Annotated in this window: 16 protein-coding genes; 7 read left to right on the forward strand and 9 right to left on the reverse strand. The window is 63.5% G+C overall.

Going from position 1 to position 16,933, the window contains the following annotated elements:
* Nucleotides 1-170: 170 nt before the first annotated feature.
* From HU720_RS21010 to HU720_RS21035, 6 genes are all read right to left on the reverse strand, one after another.
* Complete coding sequence (locus HU720_RS21010; protein ID WP_186522516.1) at nucleotides 171-1,511, reverse strand: HAMP domain-containing sensor histidine kinase; 1,341 nt, start codon at nucleotides 1,509-1,511, stop codon at nucleotides 171-173.
* Between the two features lie 63 nt (nucleotides 1,512-1,574).
* Nucleotides 1,575-1,991 carry a Spy/CpxP family protein refolding chaperone gene (locus HU720_RS21015; protein ID WP_186522503.1) on the reverse strand — a complete coding sequence of 139 codons (417 nt, stop codon included), beginning with the start codon at nucleotides 1,989-1,991 and terminating at the stop codon, nucleotides 1,575-1,577.
* Nucleotides 1,992-2,185: 194 nt separating this feature from the next.
* Entirely contained in the window at nucleotides 2,186-2,863 is a 678-nt protein-coding gene (locus tag HU720_RS21020; protein WP_186522504.1) for a response regulator transcription factor, read from the reverse strand.
* Nucleotides 2,864-2,870: 7 nt separating this feature from the next.
* Nucleotides 2,871-3,263 carry a translation initiation factor 2 gene (locus HU720_RS21025; protein WP_186522505.1) on the reverse strand — a complete coding sequence of 131 codons (393 nt, stop codon included), beginning with the start codon at nucleotides 3,261-3,263 and terminating at the stop codon, nucleotides 2,871-2,873.
* Between the two features lie 107 nt (nucleotides 3,264-3,370).
* Nucleotides 3,371-3,670 (reverse strand): YciI family protein, encoded by a 300-nt coding sequence (locus tag HU720_RS21030; RefSeq protein ID WP_186522506.1) that lies wholly within the window; start codon nucleotides 3,668-3,670, stop codon nucleotides 3,371-3,373.
* A gap of 1 nt (nucleotide 3,671) precedes the next feature.
* Nucleotides 3,672-4,268, reverse strand: a complete 597-nt coding sequence (locus tag HU720_RS21035) for a septation protein A (protein ID WP_186522507.1) — start codon at nucleotides 4,266-4,268, stop codon at nucleotides 3,672-3,674.
* A 67-nt stretch (nucleotides 4,269-4,335) separates the two neighbouring features.
* On the opposite strand from HU720_RS21035, the gene HU720_RS21040 reads away from it, so the two are divergent.
* The 6 genes from HU720_RS21040 (at nucleotide 4,336) to HU720_RS21065 (ending at nucleotide 10,799) form a co-directional block, all read left to right on the forward strand.
* Nucleotides 4,336-5,196, forward strand: a complete 861-nt coding sequence (locus tag HU720_RS21040) for a PHP domain-containing protein (RefSeq protein ID WP_186522508.1) — start codon at nucleotides 4,336-4,338, stop codon at nucleotides 5,194-5,196.
* A 13-nt stretch (nucleotides 5,197-5,209) separates the two neighbouring features.
* A complete protein-coding gene (locus HU720_RS21045; RefSeq protein WP_346656603.1) occupies nucleotides 5,210-5,839 on the forward strand; it encodes an L-threonylcarbamoyladenylate synthase in 630 nt (209 codons plus the stop codon).
* Between the two features lie 125 nt (nucleotides 5,840-5,964).
* Nucleotides 5,965-6,663 carry a ScpA family protein gene (locus HU720_RS21050; RefSeq protein WP_186522517.1) on the forward strand — a complete coding sequence of 233 codons (699 nt, stop codon included), beginning with the start codon at nucleotides 5,965-5,967 and terminating at the stop codon, nucleotides 6,661-6,663.
* A gap of 14 nt (nucleotides 6,664-6,677) precedes the next feature.
* On the forward strand, nucleotides 6,678-7,439 hold the full coding sequence (gene scpB, locus HU720_RS21055) for an SMC-Scp complex subunit ScpB (RefSeq protein WP_186522510.1): 762 nt from the start codon (nucleotides 6,678-6,680) through the stop codon (nucleotides 7,437-7,439).
* Between the two features lie 263 nt (nucleotides 7,440-7,702).
* On the forward strand, nucleotides 7,703-8,770 hold the full coding sequence (rluB, locus tag HU720_RS21060; RefSeq protein WP_186522511.1) for a 23S rRNA pseudouridine(2605) synthase RluB: 1,068 nt from the start codon (nucleotides 7,703-7,705) through the stop codon (nucleotides 8,768-8,770).
* A gap of 619 nt (nucleotides 8,771-9,389) precedes the next feature.
* The gene (locus HU720_RS21065) at nucleotides 9,390-10,799 is read left to right on the forward strand and encodes an amino acid permease (RefSeq protein ID WP_186522512.1); all 1,410 of its coding nucleotides are present in this window, start codon (nucleotides 9,390-9,392) and stop codon (nucleotides 10,797-10,799) included.
* Nucleotides 10,800-10,983: 184 nt separating this feature from the next.
* Here the strand turns inward: HU720_RS21065 and HU720_RS21070 are convergent, their stop codons facing one another.
* Complete coding sequence (locus tag HU720_RS21070) at nucleotides 10,984-11,865, reverse strand: LysR substrate-binding domain-containing protein (protein WP_186522513.1); 882 nt, start codon at nucleotides 11,863-11,865, stop codon at nucleotides 10,984-10,986.
* A 153-nt stretch (nucleotides 11,866-12,018) separates the two neighbouring features.
* Here HU720_RS21070 and HU720_RS21075 point away from each other — a divergent pair, with 153 nt between their 5' ends.
* Nucleotides 12,019-15,036: an FAD-binding and (Fe-S)-binding domain-containing protein gene (locus tag HU720_RS21075; RefSeq protein WP_186522514.1), complete on the forward strand. Its 3,018-nt coding sequence runs from the start codon at nucleotides 12,019-12,021 to the stop codon at nucleotides 15,034-15,036.
* Nucleotides 15,037-15,109: 73 nt separating this feature from the next.
* Here HU720_RS21075 and HU720_RS21080 read toward each other — a convergent pair whose 3' ends face one another.
* On the reverse strand, nucleotides 15,110-16,312 hold the full coding sequence (locus HU720_RS21080) for an MFS transporter (protein ID WP_186522515.1): 1,203 nt from the start codon (nucleotides 16,310-16,312) through the stop codon (nucleotides 15,110-15,112).
* A gap of 120 nt (nucleotides 16,313-16,432) precedes the next feature.
* The gene (locus HU720_RS24535) at nucleotides 16,433-16,561 is read right to left on the reverse strand and encodes a hypothetical protein (RefSeq protein WP_264081755.1); all 129 of its coding nucleotides are present in this window, start codon (nucleotides 16,559-16,561) and stop codon (nucleotides 16,433-16,435) included.
* Nucleotides 16,562-16,933 lie beyond the last annotated feature (372 nt).

Consider the following 16,933-nt stretch of genomic DNA (forward strand, 5'->3'; position numbering starts at 1 on the left):
CTTCGCAGCCCATCGCGACACAAGGCCGCTCCTACACAATCAAAAGCGACTTGCCCGAAACCATAGAATCTCCCACAGGGATCTGAGCCAGCCATCAATATCGGCGCTCGGCGCGTTCTCTCTGGGAGCTGGCGGCAGCCTGCGATAAGGCCCTCAACGGGGCTGCAGGATCACAGGCTGGTTTCGGCCTTCAGGGGCAATTCCAGCGTCGCGACAAACCCGCCCTGCGGGTGATTGCCGAAGGTCAGGCTGCCGCCATGGCGTTCTACCGCCTTGCGGGCAATCGCAAGTCCCAGCCCGTGCCCCGGTGCTTCCTGCCCAGGCGCCCGGTAGAACGGTTCGCCCAACTGCGCCAGATGCTCCGCCGCCACCCCTGGCCCGTGATCACGCACGCTCACCACGATGCGTTCCGGCTCGCGGCTGGCGCGGATTTCGATCGGCTGCCCGCTTGGGTTGAAGCGCAGGGCATTACGCACCAGGTTGTCCACCGCGCGCTCGATCAGCGTTGGCCAGCCCTGCAGGGTCAGGCCCGGCTGCGCCTCCAGGCGCACGTCCTGGTCGGCGGCGCTTAGCTGGGCGTCCTTGCGCACGCTGCCCAACAGCGCATTGAGGTCGACCGGCTCCGCATGGGCCTGCTCGGCATCAACCCGGGCCAACTCCAGGATTTCGCTGATCAACGCCTCCAGGCGGTCGCATTCACGGGTCAGGCGGGGCCACAGGGCCTGGCGTTGTTCAGGTTCGGCGCGCTCGGCCAGCGCCAGGGCAATGCGCAGGCGTGCCAGGGGTGAGCGCAGCTCGTGGGAAACATCGCGCAGCAGCTGGCGCTGGCTGCTGATCAGGCTCTGCAGGCGGGCCCCCATCTTGTTGAAGTCGTTGGCCAGCACGCCGAACTCATCACGCCGCACCGCCAGGCGCGCCAGGCTGTTCTGCTGGTAGCTGGCCTGGCCAAGGTCGTGCACCGCACCGCGCAGGCGGCTCAGCGGGCGGGTGATCGAGAGGGTCACCAGCAGGCTGAACAACGTCAGTACCACCAGGGCGATGCCCAGTGCGCTTAGCGGCCAAATCAGGCTTTCACGGTGCCAGGCCTCAAGCTCGGGGTGTGGAATACGGTAGATCAGCAGGTAGGTTTCGCCGCTGCTGGGGCTTGTGTATTCCTCGGTCAGGCGGCGCCACGGCAGGCGCCGCTCATCGTTGTGCTGGCGCGCCTCAAAGGCTGCGGCGCGGCGCGGGAAGGTGCCCGGCACTACGGCCTCGCCGCTGTCGTCCAGCACCTGCACGTCGATCTTGTAGCGCTGCTTGCGCCGCTCCAGAAACCGCTGCGAGGCATCCAGGCCTTCTTGCTCGTAGTGCTGCACCCAGCGGCTGGCGAGGGTGTTCAGGCCTGGGTGGCGGCTGAGGATCCAGGTGTCCTGGTTGAGCATGTGGCCCAGCAGGATCGACAGGCCCGCAACCAGGGCGATGGCAAGCCAGAAGCTGGCCAGGATGCGCCAGAACAGTGAACGCAAGAGCAGCACCTCCAGGAAATGGCAAAAGCCCGGCCCGCAAGGGTGCGGGCCGGGCGTTGGGTTGACAGCTTACTGGGCCTTGGTGGCTTTTTCAGCTTTCCAGGCCTGGAACTCTTTCCATTCAGCCTTGCGTGCAGCACGTTCTTTTTGCAGCTCGTCGAACTTCTTCTGCTGGTCAGGCTTGAGCAGGGCGCGGATCTGGCCGTCGGCCTTGTCGTGGCTGGCCTTGATTTCATCCTGCATGGCTTTCTGGTCGGCTGCTGGCAGCTTGTCGAGGTAGCGCTGGGTGATGTCGCGGCGCTGCTTCATCTGCTCGCCCATCAGCTTGCCGACTTGCTGGCGCTGGTCGCGGGTCAGGTCGAGCTGGGCAAACGCTGCGCCACCGCGGTGATGCGGGCCGTCGTGGCGTGGGCCACCTTCAGGCATGGCCATGGCAACGGTCGGCAGGGCAGCGGCGAACATCAGGGCGATAAGGGTCTTGCGCATGGTGTCTCTCCTGTCATGGGCCGGTTGTTACCGGATGAGCCCAGTTTAGGGAGATCAAGGTCAAGCGCGGTCAGGCGAGGGTAAAGGCTGGGTAAAGACCAGTTGCAAGTTTCTAGCGGCTAGCTGCAAGAAAAGGCAGTTGTGCGCAGGGCCGCTTTCTCTTGCAGCTAGCCGCTAGAAGCGTGCTGCTGCGCTCAAAGGGCGTAGTAGTAGCCACGGCTGCGCAGGGCGATGATGCGCGGGCGGCCGTCGGCGTGGGGGCCGACCTTTTTGCGCAGGTTGCTCACATGCATGTCCAGGCTGCGGTCATACAGTGTCAGCTTGCGGCCCAGGCCGATCTGCGCCAGTTCCTGCTTGTCCAGCGGCTCGCCGGGCTGGCGCAGCAGCGCTTCGAGAATGCGGCTTTCGGAAAGTGTCAGGGTCATCTCGCGCTCATCGATGCTGACCACGCCACGCACCGGGCTGAACACCAGGTCGCCCACCTCGACCTGAGTGGTCGGCGCGCTCGGGTGGCTGCGGCGCAGCACGGCGCGCAGGCGCGCAGTGAGTTCGCGCGGGTCGCAAGGTTTGGCCAGGTAGTCGTCGGCGCCCAGCTCAAGGCCCAGTATGCGGTCCAGCGGTTCGCCGCGGGCCGAGAGCATCAGCACCGGCAGCTCGGCATGCTCGCTGCGCAGTTGCTTGAGCAGCTCAAGGCCACTGCCATCGGGCAACATGACATCCAGTACCACGGCCGCCGGAGCCTGGGCAGCCAAAGCCTGGCGCGCGCTCATGCCATCGTGGCAGGCGCGTACCGCAAAACCTTCCTGGGCCAGCCAGCTGCCGAGCAGCTCGCATAACTCCTGGTCATCATCAATCAGTAACAGCTCGCTCATGTCTCACTCAATTCAACCATTGACGGCGTCTTCTGTGTCCGCCGCTGGCTAAGATACCGCAGACCAGCGACAACAGTGCAACGCCTGAACCGATCAGGAACCATTGTTGTTGGTCGGTGAGCAGCCGCTGGGTGGTGCCGGCACCTGCCTGCAGCTCCTTGATAGCCAGCTTCATGCGCTGGTTTTCCTGGCGCAGGCGGGCCAGTTGGGCGCTTTCGCGCTCGCTGTCCTGGCTCTGCAACTGCTGGGTCAGCGCGCTGCGCTGTTTTTCGCTTTCTTCAAGGCGCTGTTGCAGTTCGGTGATCCGCGCACCGGCTTCCAGTGACAACGGCTGTTGGGCGCTGGCCAGCGGAGAAAGCAGTAACAGGCTAAGCAGGAGGAACATCGGACCTTGACGCATTGGAACTCCTGAATCGAATCGGTTCAGGAGGTTGTCGGCCGTTTGTCAGAATAAATGAATACGGCAACACCCCATTCGCCCCGCAGGCAGGGCGAACGGGCGGCGGGTTACGGCAGAACCTGCTTGAATGGCTTGACCACGACCTTGTCGTACACGCCAGCGGCAATGTAAGGGTCGGCGTCAGCCCAGGCTTGGGCGGCGCCCAGCGAGTCGAATTCGGCGACGATCAGGCTGCCGCTGAAACCGGCTTCGCCTGGGTCGTTGCTGTCGATGGCCGGGTGCGGGCCTGCCAGCACCACACGGCCTTCGGCCTTGAGCTGCTGCAGGCGTTCGATGTGCGCCGGGCGCGCGGCCAGGCGTTTTTCAAGGGAGTTGGCGACGTCGCTGGCGATGATGGCGTAGAGCATGTCAGTCCTTGGTCTTGGAGGTGGACGGGTCGGTGTCGTGCAGGTGGCGCGACAGGTAAACGCCCTGGGCGACGAGGAAAATCACGGTCATGCCCAGGCTGCCGAACACCTTGAAGTCGACCCAGAAGCTCTGGAAGGTGAAGGCGACGAACAGGTTGGCCGCACCGCAGATCAGGAAGAACGCGATCCAGGCCAGGTTCAGGCGAGTCCAGATGGCATCGGGCAAGGTAAGGGCGTGGCCCATGATGCGTTTGATCAGCACCCGGTCGCCGATGAAGTGGCTGCCGGCGAACGCCAGGGCGAACAGCCAGTTGACCACTGGCGCCTTCCACTTGAGGAAGGTTTCGCTGTGAAAGGCCAGGGTCAGGCCGCCGAACACCAGGCAGGCCACCAACGTCAGCAGTTGGCCCTTTTCGAGCTTGCGGTGGCGCAGGAACAGCGCACCGTAGACCACCAGCGAACTTGCGATCAGTACCGCCGTAGCGCTGTAGATGCCGCCGAACTCGAAGCTGTTGCCGGCGAATTCCACCGGGCGCGGGTCCAGCTTGTAGACGATGAAGAACAGCAGCAGCGGGATGAAATCGATGAATTGTTTCACAGTGGCAGCCAGAAGCGGGATGTGACGGCATAATAACAAACATCGATTCCGGCGAAAGCGCTCCACCATGAATGTTGATCTGCACTGTCACAGCACGGCCTCCGACGGCGCCCTGTCGCCTACGGCACTGGTCGCTCGCGCCTTCGAACACGGGGTACAAACGCTCTCGCTCACCGACCACGATACCCTCGAAGGCCTCTGCGAAGCCCGCCAGGCCTGTGCCGAGCGCGGTATGCGCTGGGTCAGCGGGGTAGAGCTGTCCTGCACCTGGGGCGGCGCGACCATTCACATATTGGGTTACGATTTCCCGCTTGATGCCCCGCCGTTGCTTGCGGCTATCGAAAGCCTGCACCGCGGCCGTTGGCTGCGTGCCGAAGAGATCGACCGCAAACTGGCTGCCAAGGGCATGCCGGGGGCGCTGGAAGGTGCGCGCGCGGTGCAGCAAGAGCTGGGCGACAGCGCTAATGCACCCGCGCGGCCGCATTTTGCCGAATTTCTGGTGCGCGCGGGCTTCGTCAAGGACCGTGGCGAGGCGTTTCGCAAGTGGCTGGGCGCCGGCAAGCTGGGCGACGTCAAGCTGCATTGGCCCACCCTGGACGAAACTGTCGCCACCCTGCGCCAGTCCAATGCTTGGGTGAGCCTGGCGCATCCCATGCATTACGAGCTGACCCGCAGCAAACGCAGACGGCTGATCGCCGACTATATTCAAGCAGGAGGGCAGGCGCTCGAAGTGGTCAATGGAATGATGCCCCACGAACAAGTGGGGACCATGTCCATCCTCACCCGCGAGTTTGGCCTGCTGGCAAGTGCTGGCAGCGATTTCCACGGCCCCGGCACCTGGGGCGAGATCGGTGCCTACCGGCCTTTGCCTGAGGACCTGCCGCCTTTGTGGCGGCGATTCCGACATGAACAGCCTATGGCGTTATGAACAGGAAGACTTCGTGAGCCAATTTTTCCAGATTCACCCTGAGAATCCTCAGCCACGCCTGATCAAACAGGCCGTTGAGATTATTCGCAAGGGCGGGGTAGTGGTGTATCCAACCGACTCGGCGTACGCGCTGGGTTGCCAGATGGGCAATAAAAACGCTGTGGAGCGCGTGCGCACCTTGCGCAAACTCGACAAACAGCACAATTTCACCCTGTTGTGCTGCGACCTGTCGCAAATGGGTCTGTTTGCGAAAATCGACACCGCCAATTTTCGCCTGCTCAAAGCGCACATCCCCGGCCCTTATACCTTTGTGCTCAACGCCACCCGCGAGGTGCCGCGCCTGGTGATGCACGAGAAGCGCCGCACCATTGGCATGCGTGTGCCGTCCAACCCGATCGTACTGGCGCTGCTCGCCGAGCTGGGTGAGCCGCTGATGAGTGTCAGCTTGATCCTGCCGGGCGATGAAGAGCCGATGACCGCCCCCTACGAGATCCGTCAGCGCCTGGAGCACCACGTCGACCTGATTGTCGATGGCGGTTTCGGCGACCTCAAGGCCTCGACGGTGATCGACCTCACCGGGGATGAGCCTGAGGTGATCCGTGTTGGCTGTGGCGACCCCACGCCGTTTCTGGTCGACGCGTGAGCGAGCAGCAGGCGCCTGAGGCGCCGGCAGTCGATGCCGATGCGCCATTTCAGCTGCAGCTCGCCCTGGTCTACGGTGAAGCACTCACCGAAATGCCGGTGGACCTGTACATTCCGCCGGATGCTCTGGAAGTTTTTCTCGAAGCCTTCGAAGGCCCGCTGGACCTGCTGCTGTACCTGATTCGCAAACAGAACGTGGATATTCTCGATATCCCGGTAGCAGAAATTACTCGTCAGTACATGAGCTACGTCGAGCTCATGAAAAACGTGCGCCTTGAGCTGGCCGCCGAGTACCTGGTCATGGCCGCGATGCTTGCCGAGATCAAGTCGCGCATGCTGCTGCCACGCTCGGCAGAGGTTGAAGAAGAAGAGGGCGACCCACGCGCCGAACTGATCCGCCGCTTGCAGCAATACGAGCGCTTCAAGGCCGCCGCCGAGGGCATCGACACACTGCCGCGGGTTGGCCGGGATATCCTCGTGCCGCGCCTGGAGGCCCCGCAGGCCAAAGCGCGCAAGCTTCTGCCGGATGTCGCGTTGGAGGAGATCCTGCTGTCGATGGCCGAGGTCATGCGCCGTAATGACCTGTTCGAGAGCCACCAGATCACCCGCGAGGTGCTGTCGACCCGCGAGCGCATGAGCGAGGTGCTTGAACGCCTCAAGGGCGGTGCTTTCGTGCCCTTCGTCGAGTTGTTTACCGTTGAGGAAGGCAAGCTCGGGGTGGTGGTCACTTTCATGGCGATTCTCGAACTGGTGAAGGAATCGCTGATCGAACTGGTGCAGAATGAGCCCTTCGCCCCGATCCACGTCCGTGCCCGGGCAGAATGACCTGACGACGACCGATGAACCTGAACGAACCCCGCGAACTCGCATCCCTGATCGAGGCCTTTCTGCTGGCCTCGGGCAAGCCGCAATCCTTGGAGCGACTGTACGAGCTGTTGGATGAGGCCGAGCGCCCGGCGCCTGCCGTGTTCAAAAAGGCGCTGGAGGTGTTGGGCAAGTCGTGCAACGGCCGCGCCTTCGAGCTCAAGGAGGTGGCCACCGGCTACCGCCTGCAGATCCGCGAAACCTATGCGCCGTGGGTCGGCCGGCTGTGGGAGGAGCGCCCGCAGCGTTATTCGCGTGCGCTGCTCGAAACCTTGGCGCTGATTGCCTATCGCCAGCCGATCACCCGCGGTGAGATCGAAGACGTGCGCGGCGTTGCGGTGAACAGCAACATCACCAAGACGCTGCTTGAGCGTGAGTGGATTCGCATCGTCGGCTACCGCGAAGTGCCGGGCCGCCCGGCCATGTTCGCCACCACCCGGGCATTTCTCGATCACTTCAACCTCAAGAGCCTGGATGAGCTGCCGGCGCTGGCCGAGTTGCGCGAGCTTGAGCCTCTCGCCGAGCCTGACGACCCGGATGAGGCGCCGGTGCCCGCGCACCTGCAGGCCCTGGCCGATGCCAGCCTGGGTGAGCAGGAAGGCGATGAGCCGCCTAAGGACGAAACCAGCTTCCGTTCGTTGCTGGTGGAACTCGATGCCATGGAAGAAGGGCTGAAGACCGACTTCGATGATTTGCGTGAAGAGCAGCCGGCGCCTGAGGTTGATCACAAGCTTTAGAGGTGGGGTGCCTGGACTGGCCTCATCGCAGGCTATCGCCAGCTCCCACAGTAATCGAGCCAGACACCGATGTACGCGGTTACTGTGGGAGCCGGCGATAGCCTGCGATGAGGCCGCAACAGGCATGCACCCAAGTACTGGCACACACCATTGAGCAGAAAATCACGGCCAATCGGTGAAAACCTTCTACCCTCCAGTGCGTTCGCGCCCTGAACAACGTATGATGCGCGCCCGCTTTCACTACTACACCGGGAGGTGCCCAGATGAGTGACAAAGACCTGCAGGACCAACAACCTACCCCTCCATCCGGCGAAAAGCTGCAAAAGGTGCTCGCACGCATCGGCGTCGGCTCGCGTCGTGATGTCGAGGCATGGATCAGCCAAGGCCGTATCAAGGTCAATGGCGTCGCCGCGACCCTCGGCGTGCGCGTCGACCTGCACGACGCCATCACCGTTGATGGCAAGCTGATCAAGCGTGTCGAGGCCGCCGAGGCGACCCGCCGCGTCATCATGTACAACAAGCCCGATGGCGAAATCTGCACCCGTGACGACCCGGAAGGCCGCCCGACCGTGTTCGACCGCCTGCCGCGCCCGAAAGAAGGCCGCTGGATCAACATCGGCCGCCTCGACATCAACACCACCGGGCTGCTGCTGTTCACCACCGACGGTGAGCTGGCCAACCGCCTGATGCACCCCTCCTACGAGATGGACCGCGAATACGCGGTGCGTGTGCGTGGTGAAGTCGACGACGAGATGCTCGACCGCCTCAAGGCTGGCGTTGTGCTCGAAGACGGCCCGGCCAAGTTCACCGACATCCAGAAAGCACCTGGTGGCGAAGGTTTCAACCACTGGTACCACTGCGTGGTGATGGAAGGCCGCAACCGTGAAGTACGCCGCCTGTGGGAATCCCAGGGCGTGGTGGTCAGCCGCCTGAAGCGTGTGCGTTTCGGCCCGGTGTTCCTCAACTCCGACCTGCCGATGGGCCGCTGGCGCGAAATGAGCCAAGGCGAAATCGACATCCTTGCCGCTGAAGTTGGCCTGCAGCCGGTGGCGCTGCCGACCTTGAACCTCAAGGCCAAGGACAAGCTCGAGCGCCTGCAGCGCAAGTCGTCCCGCCCACTGGGCCGTGGCGAGCGCGTGCGCACCCTGCGCCCGACCCAGGGCGATGCGCCTGCCGAGCGCGCCCCGCGTGCGCCGCGTGAAGACGCAGCAGCGCGCAAGGGCAACCGTGGCAGCGCTGTGGCCGAGCGCCCAAGCGACATGCGCAAGCGCCCGGCGCGCCCGGACGGCGACAAGCCGGCTGGCCGTGGTCGCGGCAAGCCGCGTGGCTGATCAGCGCCGGTTGTGACCTAAGTTCTGGGGCCGCTTTTGCGGCCCCAAGCTTTTGATCAGAAAGATTTTTTGCGCTGCGTGGCAAGTTTTTGCACCGGCGCGTAAAGAAATTTGTACGAGCTGCTCCGGCTTTTCGGCCAAAACACGAATTTTCCTACAGTTGTAAAGAAAGCTTGCCGCGTACCCCCTCGCAACACCTGCCTCCTTGCCCCGCCCCCCCCTTGCCCAAACCCCTCTACCACGGTGTTATAGCCCCATTGCCGTGTGCAACGCCGGGCCGCAGAGCCCTGCGAACAAAACAACAAATGGAGGCGCCATGTACGCCGATCACTTCGCCTTTTCAGGCCATACCCATTGGAACGCTGCGTTTTTTCCGCCGGAACCGACGCAACGCGTTGACGCCTGCGCGTTTGCAGGGGTATACAATGCGCCGCGTTTTACCTGTGACCCCCTTGCGTACCGCGCACTCTTGCTGACACCCGGTTGACCTGCCTGGGCCTTTCGCCCACTGCGTCCTGCCTGTCCAAGAACCAAGGTAACCACCTTGCCCATTCCGCTGCGCCACGAGCGCGGTGGGTCCGATTCCGTCACAGATAAAAACAAGCAGGTGACTACGTTCATGAGTGAACACAACGCACAGTCAGGCGAACTCAAGCGTGGCTTGAAGAACCGCCATATCCAGCTGATCGCCTTAGGTGGCGCAATCGGCACCGGATTGTTCCTGGGTTCGGCCGGCGTGATGAAATCCGCAGGCCCGTCGATGATCCTGGGCTATGCCATCTGCGGCTTCATCGCCTTCATGATCATGCGCCAGCTTGGCGAGATGATCGTCGAGGAGCCGGTCGCCGGCTCCTTCGCCCACTTTGCGCACAAGTACTGGGGCGGCTTTGCAGGCTTCCTGTCGGGCTGGAACTGCTGGGTGCTGTACATCCTGGTGGGCATGTCCGAGCTGTCGGCGGTGGGCAAGTACGTGCATTACTGGTGGCCAGAGATACCGACCTGGGTGACGGCTGCAGGGTTCTTCGTGCTGATCAACGCCATCAATCTGATGAACGTGAAGTTCTTTGGTGAGGCCGAGTTCTGGTTCGCCATTATCAAGGTTGCCGCCATTGTCGGCATGATCGCCCTGGGGGCCTGGCTACTGACCAGCGGCAGCGGCGGCCCGGACGCCTCGATTACCAACCTGTGGAGCCACGGCGGGTTCTTCCCGCATGGGGTCAGCGGGCTGGTGATGGCGTTGGCGTTCATCATGTTCTCCTTCGGAGGCCTGGAAATGCTCGGCTTCACCGCGGCCGAGGCCGACAAGCCGAAAACCGTGATCCCGAAAGCGATCAACCAGGTCATCTACCGCATCCTGATCTTCTACGTCGGCGCCTTGGTGGTGCTGCTGTCGCTGACCCCATGGGACAGCCTGGTAGCCAGCATCGACGCGTCCGGTGGCAGCTACGGCAGCAGCCCGTTCGTGCAGGTGTTCTCGATGCTGGGCAGTGACACGGCGGCCAACCTGCTGAACTTCGTGGTACTGACCGCAGCGCTGTCGGTGTACAACAGCGGCACCTACTGCAATGCGCGCATGCTGCTGGGCATGGCCGAACAAGGCGATGCCCCGGCGGCCCTGGCCAAGGTCGACAAGCGCGGCGTGCCGGTGCGTTCGATTCTGGTTTCGGCAGCGGTGACCCTGATTGCCGTGCTGCTCAACTACCTGATGCCGCAGAATGCGCTGGAGCTGCTGATGTCGCTGGTGGTCGCGACGCTGGTGATCAACTGGGCGATGATCAGTTTCTCGCACCTGAAATTCCGCCAGCACCTTGACCGTACCGGCCAGAAGCCGCTGTTCAAGGCGCTGTGGTACCCCTACGGCAACTATGTCGTGCTGGCATTCGTGGTGCTGATTCTGGGCATCATGCTGCAGATCCCGGGTATTCAGGTGTCGGTGTATGCGATGCCGGTGTGGCTGGGTGTGATGTTTGTCGCCTACCTGCTCAAGGGCAAGCGCGGTGTCCAGGCAGTTGGCAGCGTGGCCAAGTAAACGCCTGAGCAGCTAGACCCAAGCCCGATGCCGGATAACTGGCATCGGGCTTTTTGTTGCCTGTTCGGGCCTCATCGCAGGCTGTCGCCAGCTCCCACAAAGACCGCGCACAGCTACCCTATCGAGGCCTGACCCGGATTCCTGTGGGAGCTGGCGACAGCCTGCGATGGGGCCAGCACAGGCTTCAGATCTGCTCCAGCAACCAGCTGCGAAACGCCCGCAATGATGGCAGTGCTTCGTTGCGCGGCGGGTAGATCAGGTAGTAGCTGCGCTGGCTGGCAAAGGGCTCGCCGGCGCTGTGCAGCTCGCCGTTGGCCAGTTCCTCCTGCACCAGAACCCGCGGCACCAGGCCGATGCCGATGCCGGCGCGGACCGCCTGGATCAAGTGCGAGGTCAGCTCGAAGCTTGGCCCCAGGCGCATCGAACGATGCGCCAAGCCGTGATGGGAAAACCACTCGCCCCATGCATGGGGGTTGTTGGCGACATTCAGCAGCACCTGCCCGCTGACCTGCAAAGGCCCCCACGGGCCCTCGGCCGCGCCCTGCGGTGGCAGAATCACCACCAGTTCCTCGGCGTGCAAACGATGGCAGATCAGCCCCGGCAGGTCGTGGCTGGCAACGCCAATGGTCGCGTCGATCTCGCAGGCTTCGAAGTTGATCGCTTCGATGCGGGAATGAATGTGTACCAGCATGCCGGGGTGAGCACGGTAAAAGTCATGCAAGCGCGGCAGCAGCCATTTCGAGCCGAAGGTCGGCAACGTGGCCAGGCGCAGGGTGCCAACCCCGGACTGGTAGGCCAATGCCTGTAATGTCGCGCTGCGGATGCGCCCCAGCGCTTCGCTGAGTTCGCGCTGGTACAGGCGGCCGACGTCGGTCAATTGCACCTGGCGGCCCTCGCGGCGGAACAAGGTCAGCCCCAATTGCTGCTCCAGCGCCTGCACCTGCCGGCTGACCGCGCTTTGTGTCAGCGACAGCTCCGCGGCGGCGCGGGTGTAGCTTTCGTGCCGCGCCGCTGCCTCGAAGGCCAGCAGCAACGACATCGACGGCGTCAGGTGGCGGTAATTCATTCATAAAGCTCATTGATAGCGGCAGGAATATCCGTTTGCCCCTGGCGCAAAACTACAGGAACATTGGCACATTCGTCATCTGTACAGCCTGCAATCATGCCGGCTGTGCATTCAACACCGTGAATTCGCCCTATACCAAGAGGCCATCCCCCGATGATCGCCCAGCTCGCCACCCGTGCACCTGCCGCCAACTACCCAGAATTCCTCCAAGCCCTGCAAGCCAGTGGCTTCCGTGGCCAGATCAGTGCCGACTACGCCACCCGCACGGTGCTGGCCACTGATAACTCGATCTACCAGCGCCTGCCGCAGGCAGCGGTGTTCCCGCTGGATGCCGATGACGTCACGCGCGTAGCCACACTGATGGCCGAGCCGCGTTTTCGCGACATTCGCCTGACCCCACGCGGCGGTGGCACCGGCACCAACGGCCAGTCGCTTACCGACGGCATCGTTGTCGACCTGTCGCGGCACATGAACCAGATTCTCGAAATCAACGTCGAGGAGCGCTGGGTACGGGTGCAGGCCGGTACCGTCAAAGACCAGCTCAACGCTGCGCTCAAGCCCCACGGGCTGTTTTTTGCCCCTGAGCTGTCCACCTCCAACCGCGCCACTGTCGGCGGCATGATCAACACCGATGCCAGCGGCCAAGGCAGCTGCACCTACGGCAAGACCCGCGACCACGTGCTCGAACTGCACAGCGTGCTGCTGGGGGGCGAGCATTTGCACAGCCTGCCGCTGGCGGACGCCGAGCTTGAGCAGGCCTGCGCCGCGCCCGGCCGGGTGGGTGAGGTGTACCGCATGGCGCGGGATATCCAGCAAACCCAGGGCGAGCTGATCGAAAGCACCTTCCCCAAGCTCAACCGCTGCCTGACCGGCTACGACCTGGCGCACCTGCGCGACGAGCAGGGCCGCTTCAACCTCAATAGCGTGTTGTGCGGTGCCGAGGGTTCGCTGGGCTACGTGGTCGAGGCCAAGCTCAATGTGCTGCCGATCCCCAAGTATGCGGTGCTGGTCAACGTGCGCTACACAAGCTTCATGGATGCCCTGCGCGATGCCAATGCGTTGATGGCACACAAGCCGCTGTCGATCGAAACCGTCGATTCCAAGGTGCTGATGCTGGCGATGAAAGATATCGTCTGGCACAGCGTTGCCGAGTATTTCCCCGCCGACCCCGAGCGCCCGACCCTGGGTATCAACCTGGTGGAGTTCTGCGGTGACGAGCCGGCCGAGGTCAATGCCCGCGTGCAGGCGTTCGTCGATCACCTGCAGGCCGACACCAGTGTCGAGCGCCTGGGGCATACCCTGGCCGAAGGCGCTGAAGCGGTGACCCGGGTCTATGTCATGCGCAAGCGCTCGGTAGGGCTGCTGGGCAACGTCGAGGGCGAAGTGCGCCCGCAGCCGTTCGTCGAAGACACCGCCGTGCCGCCAGAGCGCCTGGCTGATTACATTGCCGACTTCCGTGCGCTGCTCGATGGCTATGGCCTGGCGTATGGCATGTTCGGCCATGTCGATGCTGGCGTGCTGCACGTACGCCCGGCGCTGGATATGAAAGACCCGGCGCAGGCTGCGCTGGTGAAGCCCATTTCCGACGCTGTGGCGGCGCTGACCAAAAGCTATGGTGGCTTGCTGTGGGGCGAGCACGGCAAAGGCCTGCGCTCGGAATATGTGCCGGAATACTTCGGCGAGCTGTACCCGGCGTTGCAGCGCCTCAAAGGCGCGTTCGACCCATACAACCAGCTCAACCCCGGTAAAATCTGCACTCCACCAGACAGCGCCGAGGGCCTGACCAAGGTCGATGGCGTGACCCTGCGCGGCGACCTGGACCGTACCATCAGCGAGCGGGTGTGGCAGGACTTCCCCAGCGCCGTGCATTGCAACGGCAACGGTGCCTGCTACAACTACGACCCCAACGACGCCATGTGCCCGTCGTGGAAGGCCACCCGTGAGCGCCAGCACTCGCCCAAGGGCCGTGCATCGCTGATGCGCGAATGGCTGCGCCTGCAAGGTGAAGCCAACGTCGATGTGCTGGCTGCCGCCCGCAGCAAGGTGTCCTGGCTCAAGGGGCTGCCGGCGCGGCTGCGCAACAACCGCGAGCGCAGCCAGGGCCAGGCGGACTTTTCCCACGAAGTGTATGACGCCATGGCCGGCTGCCTGGCGTGCAAATCCTGCGCGGGGCAGTGCCCGATCAAAGTCAATGTGCCGGACTTCCGCTCGCGTTTTCTGGAGCTGTACCACGGCCGCTACCAGCGCCCGCTGCGTGACTACCTGATCGGCTCTTTGGAATTCACCATCCCGTACCTGGCCCATGCGCCGGGGCTGTACAACGCGGTGATGGGCTCGAAGTGGGTAAGCAAACTGCTGGCCGAGCAGGTCGGCATGGTCGACAGCCCGCTGATCAGCCGTTTCAATTTCCAGGCAACCTTGAGCCGCTGCCGTGTGCAAGTGGCCAGTGTGCCGGCCCTGCGTGAGCTGACCCCGGCCCAGCGCGAGCGCAGCATCGTGCTGGTGCAGGACGCGTTTACCCGTTACTTCGAGACGCCGCTGCTGGCGGCGTTCATCGAGCTTGCGCACCGCCTGGGGCATAAAGTGTTTCTGGCGCCCTACAGTGCCAATGGCAAGCCGCTGCATGTGCAGGGTTTTCTCGGTGCTTTCGCCAAAGCTGCCATCCGCAATGCCAGCCAGCTCAAGGCGCTGGCCGACTGCGGCGTGCCCTTGGTGGGCCTGGACCCGGCAATGACGCTGGTGTATCGCCAGGAATATCAGAAAGTCGAAGGCGTCGATTGCCCGCAAGTGCAATTGCCGCAGGAATGGCTGATGAGCGTGCTGCCTGAACAGGCAGCGGCGGCCAGCGGCACGTTCCGCCTGATGGCGCACTGCACCGAGAAAACCAATGTGCCGGCCAGTACGCGGCAGTGGGAGCAGGTGTTCGCACGCCTTGGGCTGAAGCTTGTGACCGAGGCAACCGGTTGCTGCGGAATGTCCGGCACCTACGGGCATGAGGCGCGTAACCAGCAGAGTTCGAAGACCATCTTCGAGCAGTCCTGGGCGACCAAACTGGACAAGCAGGGCGAAGCGCTGGCGACCGGTTATTCGTGCCGCAGCCAGGTCAAGCGCATGACCGACAAGCAACTGCGCCACCCGCTGGAAGTGGTGCTGCAGTACGCCCAGCGCTGACCGGGAGGCCCTTCGCGGGCAAGCCCGCTCCCACGACCGCGCTGGGCATCACCATCCAGCGTGGCTTGCGCCTTTAGCGCGTGGGCGCGGGCTTGCCCCGCGAGGCTTTCTGTCGGTACAGGTACACACTCAACATCAGCCCGCAAGCCGCCGCCCCGGCGGCGAACAGGAACATCGAAGCAAAGCCGAACCCTGCCGCCACCGCGCCTACCAGTGGCCCGGTGATCCCCAGCGACAGGTCGATAAACAGCGAATACGCCCCCACCGCCGCGCCGCGGTTGGCTGCTGATACCTGATTCACCGCCTCAACCCCAAGCGCCGGGAACACCAGCGAGAACCCGAAGCCGCTCAGCGCAGCGCCGGCCAGGGCCGTGTGCGCATCGGGCGCCAGCCACAACATCAGCAGCCCGACGGTTTCGACCGAGAGGCAGACAATCGCCACGCGGAAACCGCCCAGACGGTTGATCATGTTGCCGAACAACAGCCGCGCGCAGATGAAGCTTGCGCCGAACAGGCTCAGCGTCAGCGCTGCATCGGGCCAGCTGCGGCTGGCGTAATACAAGGTAATGAAGGTCGCGATGGTGCCAAAGCCGATGGCGCCCAACGCCAGCCCCGAGCCGTGGGCGAACACCTTGCCCAGCACCTGCATGAACGGCAGGCGGACCCCACTCACCACCGGTGCAGCACGCTTGGGCCAGGCGATCAGCAGGCCGATCACGCCGAGCAGGATGATGCTCACGCCCATGCTCCACAGGCCTAGCTTGCCGACCATCCACACGCCCAGCGGCGCGCCGACGGCCAGTGCGCCGTAGCTGGCGATGCCATTCCACGAAATCACCTTGGCGGTATTATCGGCGCCCACGCGGCCGATGGCCCAGCTGATCGAGCCCGAACCCACCAGGCTTTCAGCGCTGCCCAGCACCAGCCTGCCGACCAGCAGGCACATCAGGCTCAGCCATGGCCATGGTGTCAGAACGTAGCAGGCGAGCATGAATACGCCGCTCAGGCCGCAACCGGCCAGGCCCCACATGACGGCCTTCTTGCTGCCGAGGTTATCGATTATACGGCTGGCGGTGGGGCGGCTGAGCAAGGTGGCCAGGTACTGCACGCTGATCACCAGCCCTGCGATCACGGCGCTGAAGCCTAGCTGGTTGTGCACATAGCCAGGCAGCACGGCGAGTGGAATGCCGATGTTGAGGTAGCCGATGAAGGTGAAAAGCACGATGGACACCACCTGCGCGGTGATCGCCAGTGATGAGGGAGACTGTTGCGGCATGGGTGGTTCCGAAAGCGTTGGCGCGTGTTGGCAGGGCCGGGAGGCATGTGGCGGTGTGAAAACGCGTTGGCGTGGAGTGGCTCGCAGGCCAGCCGTTTTCACACTGCCGGGGGCGCGTGGTTATTCCTGATCGGCGCTGGATTGATCGTCGCTGGCCTGGTCGACGGCTGGCGTCGGTTCGCAGTGGGCGGCAACGGGTTGCTCTTCGGGGTTCAGGCTTGGGAAGGGCAGATTCGGGATTTCATGCATCTCGTCGTCCTCGCAAGTGTGAGTGAAAAGGCAGCGCTTTGCGCATCGAAGGGTGGGTGAAACGGGGGCAGGATACCGCAGTCTTGATGACAGTTTGAGGTTTTTGCGTTGCGCTTGTCGGCTGGGTGGGGTTGTCAGAGGGCGTTGCAGGCTTAAGTACCGGTCAACTTCACGCGGTCTCTTGTGTAGAAAATCACCCAGTCCTTCCGGGCTGCGCTGCCGCGAAGAGAGCTGGGCAGCGTGGGAGATTCTACGGTTTTGTACAAACCTGTTCCCGGCAGACATATCTCCTTGCGGCGAGCTCCTTTGTGGCGAGCGGGCTTGTCCCGCGTTGGGCTGCGCAGCAGCCCCTGGGGTTTTCAGGGCTGCTGC

Source organism: Pseudomonas sp. SWRI51, from assembly GCF_014268825.1.
In the GTDB taxonomy this organism is placed as follows: domain Bacteria; phylum Pseudomonadota; class Gammaproteobacteria; order Pseudomonadales; family Pseudomonadaceae; genus Aquipseudomonas; species Aquipseudomonas farsensis.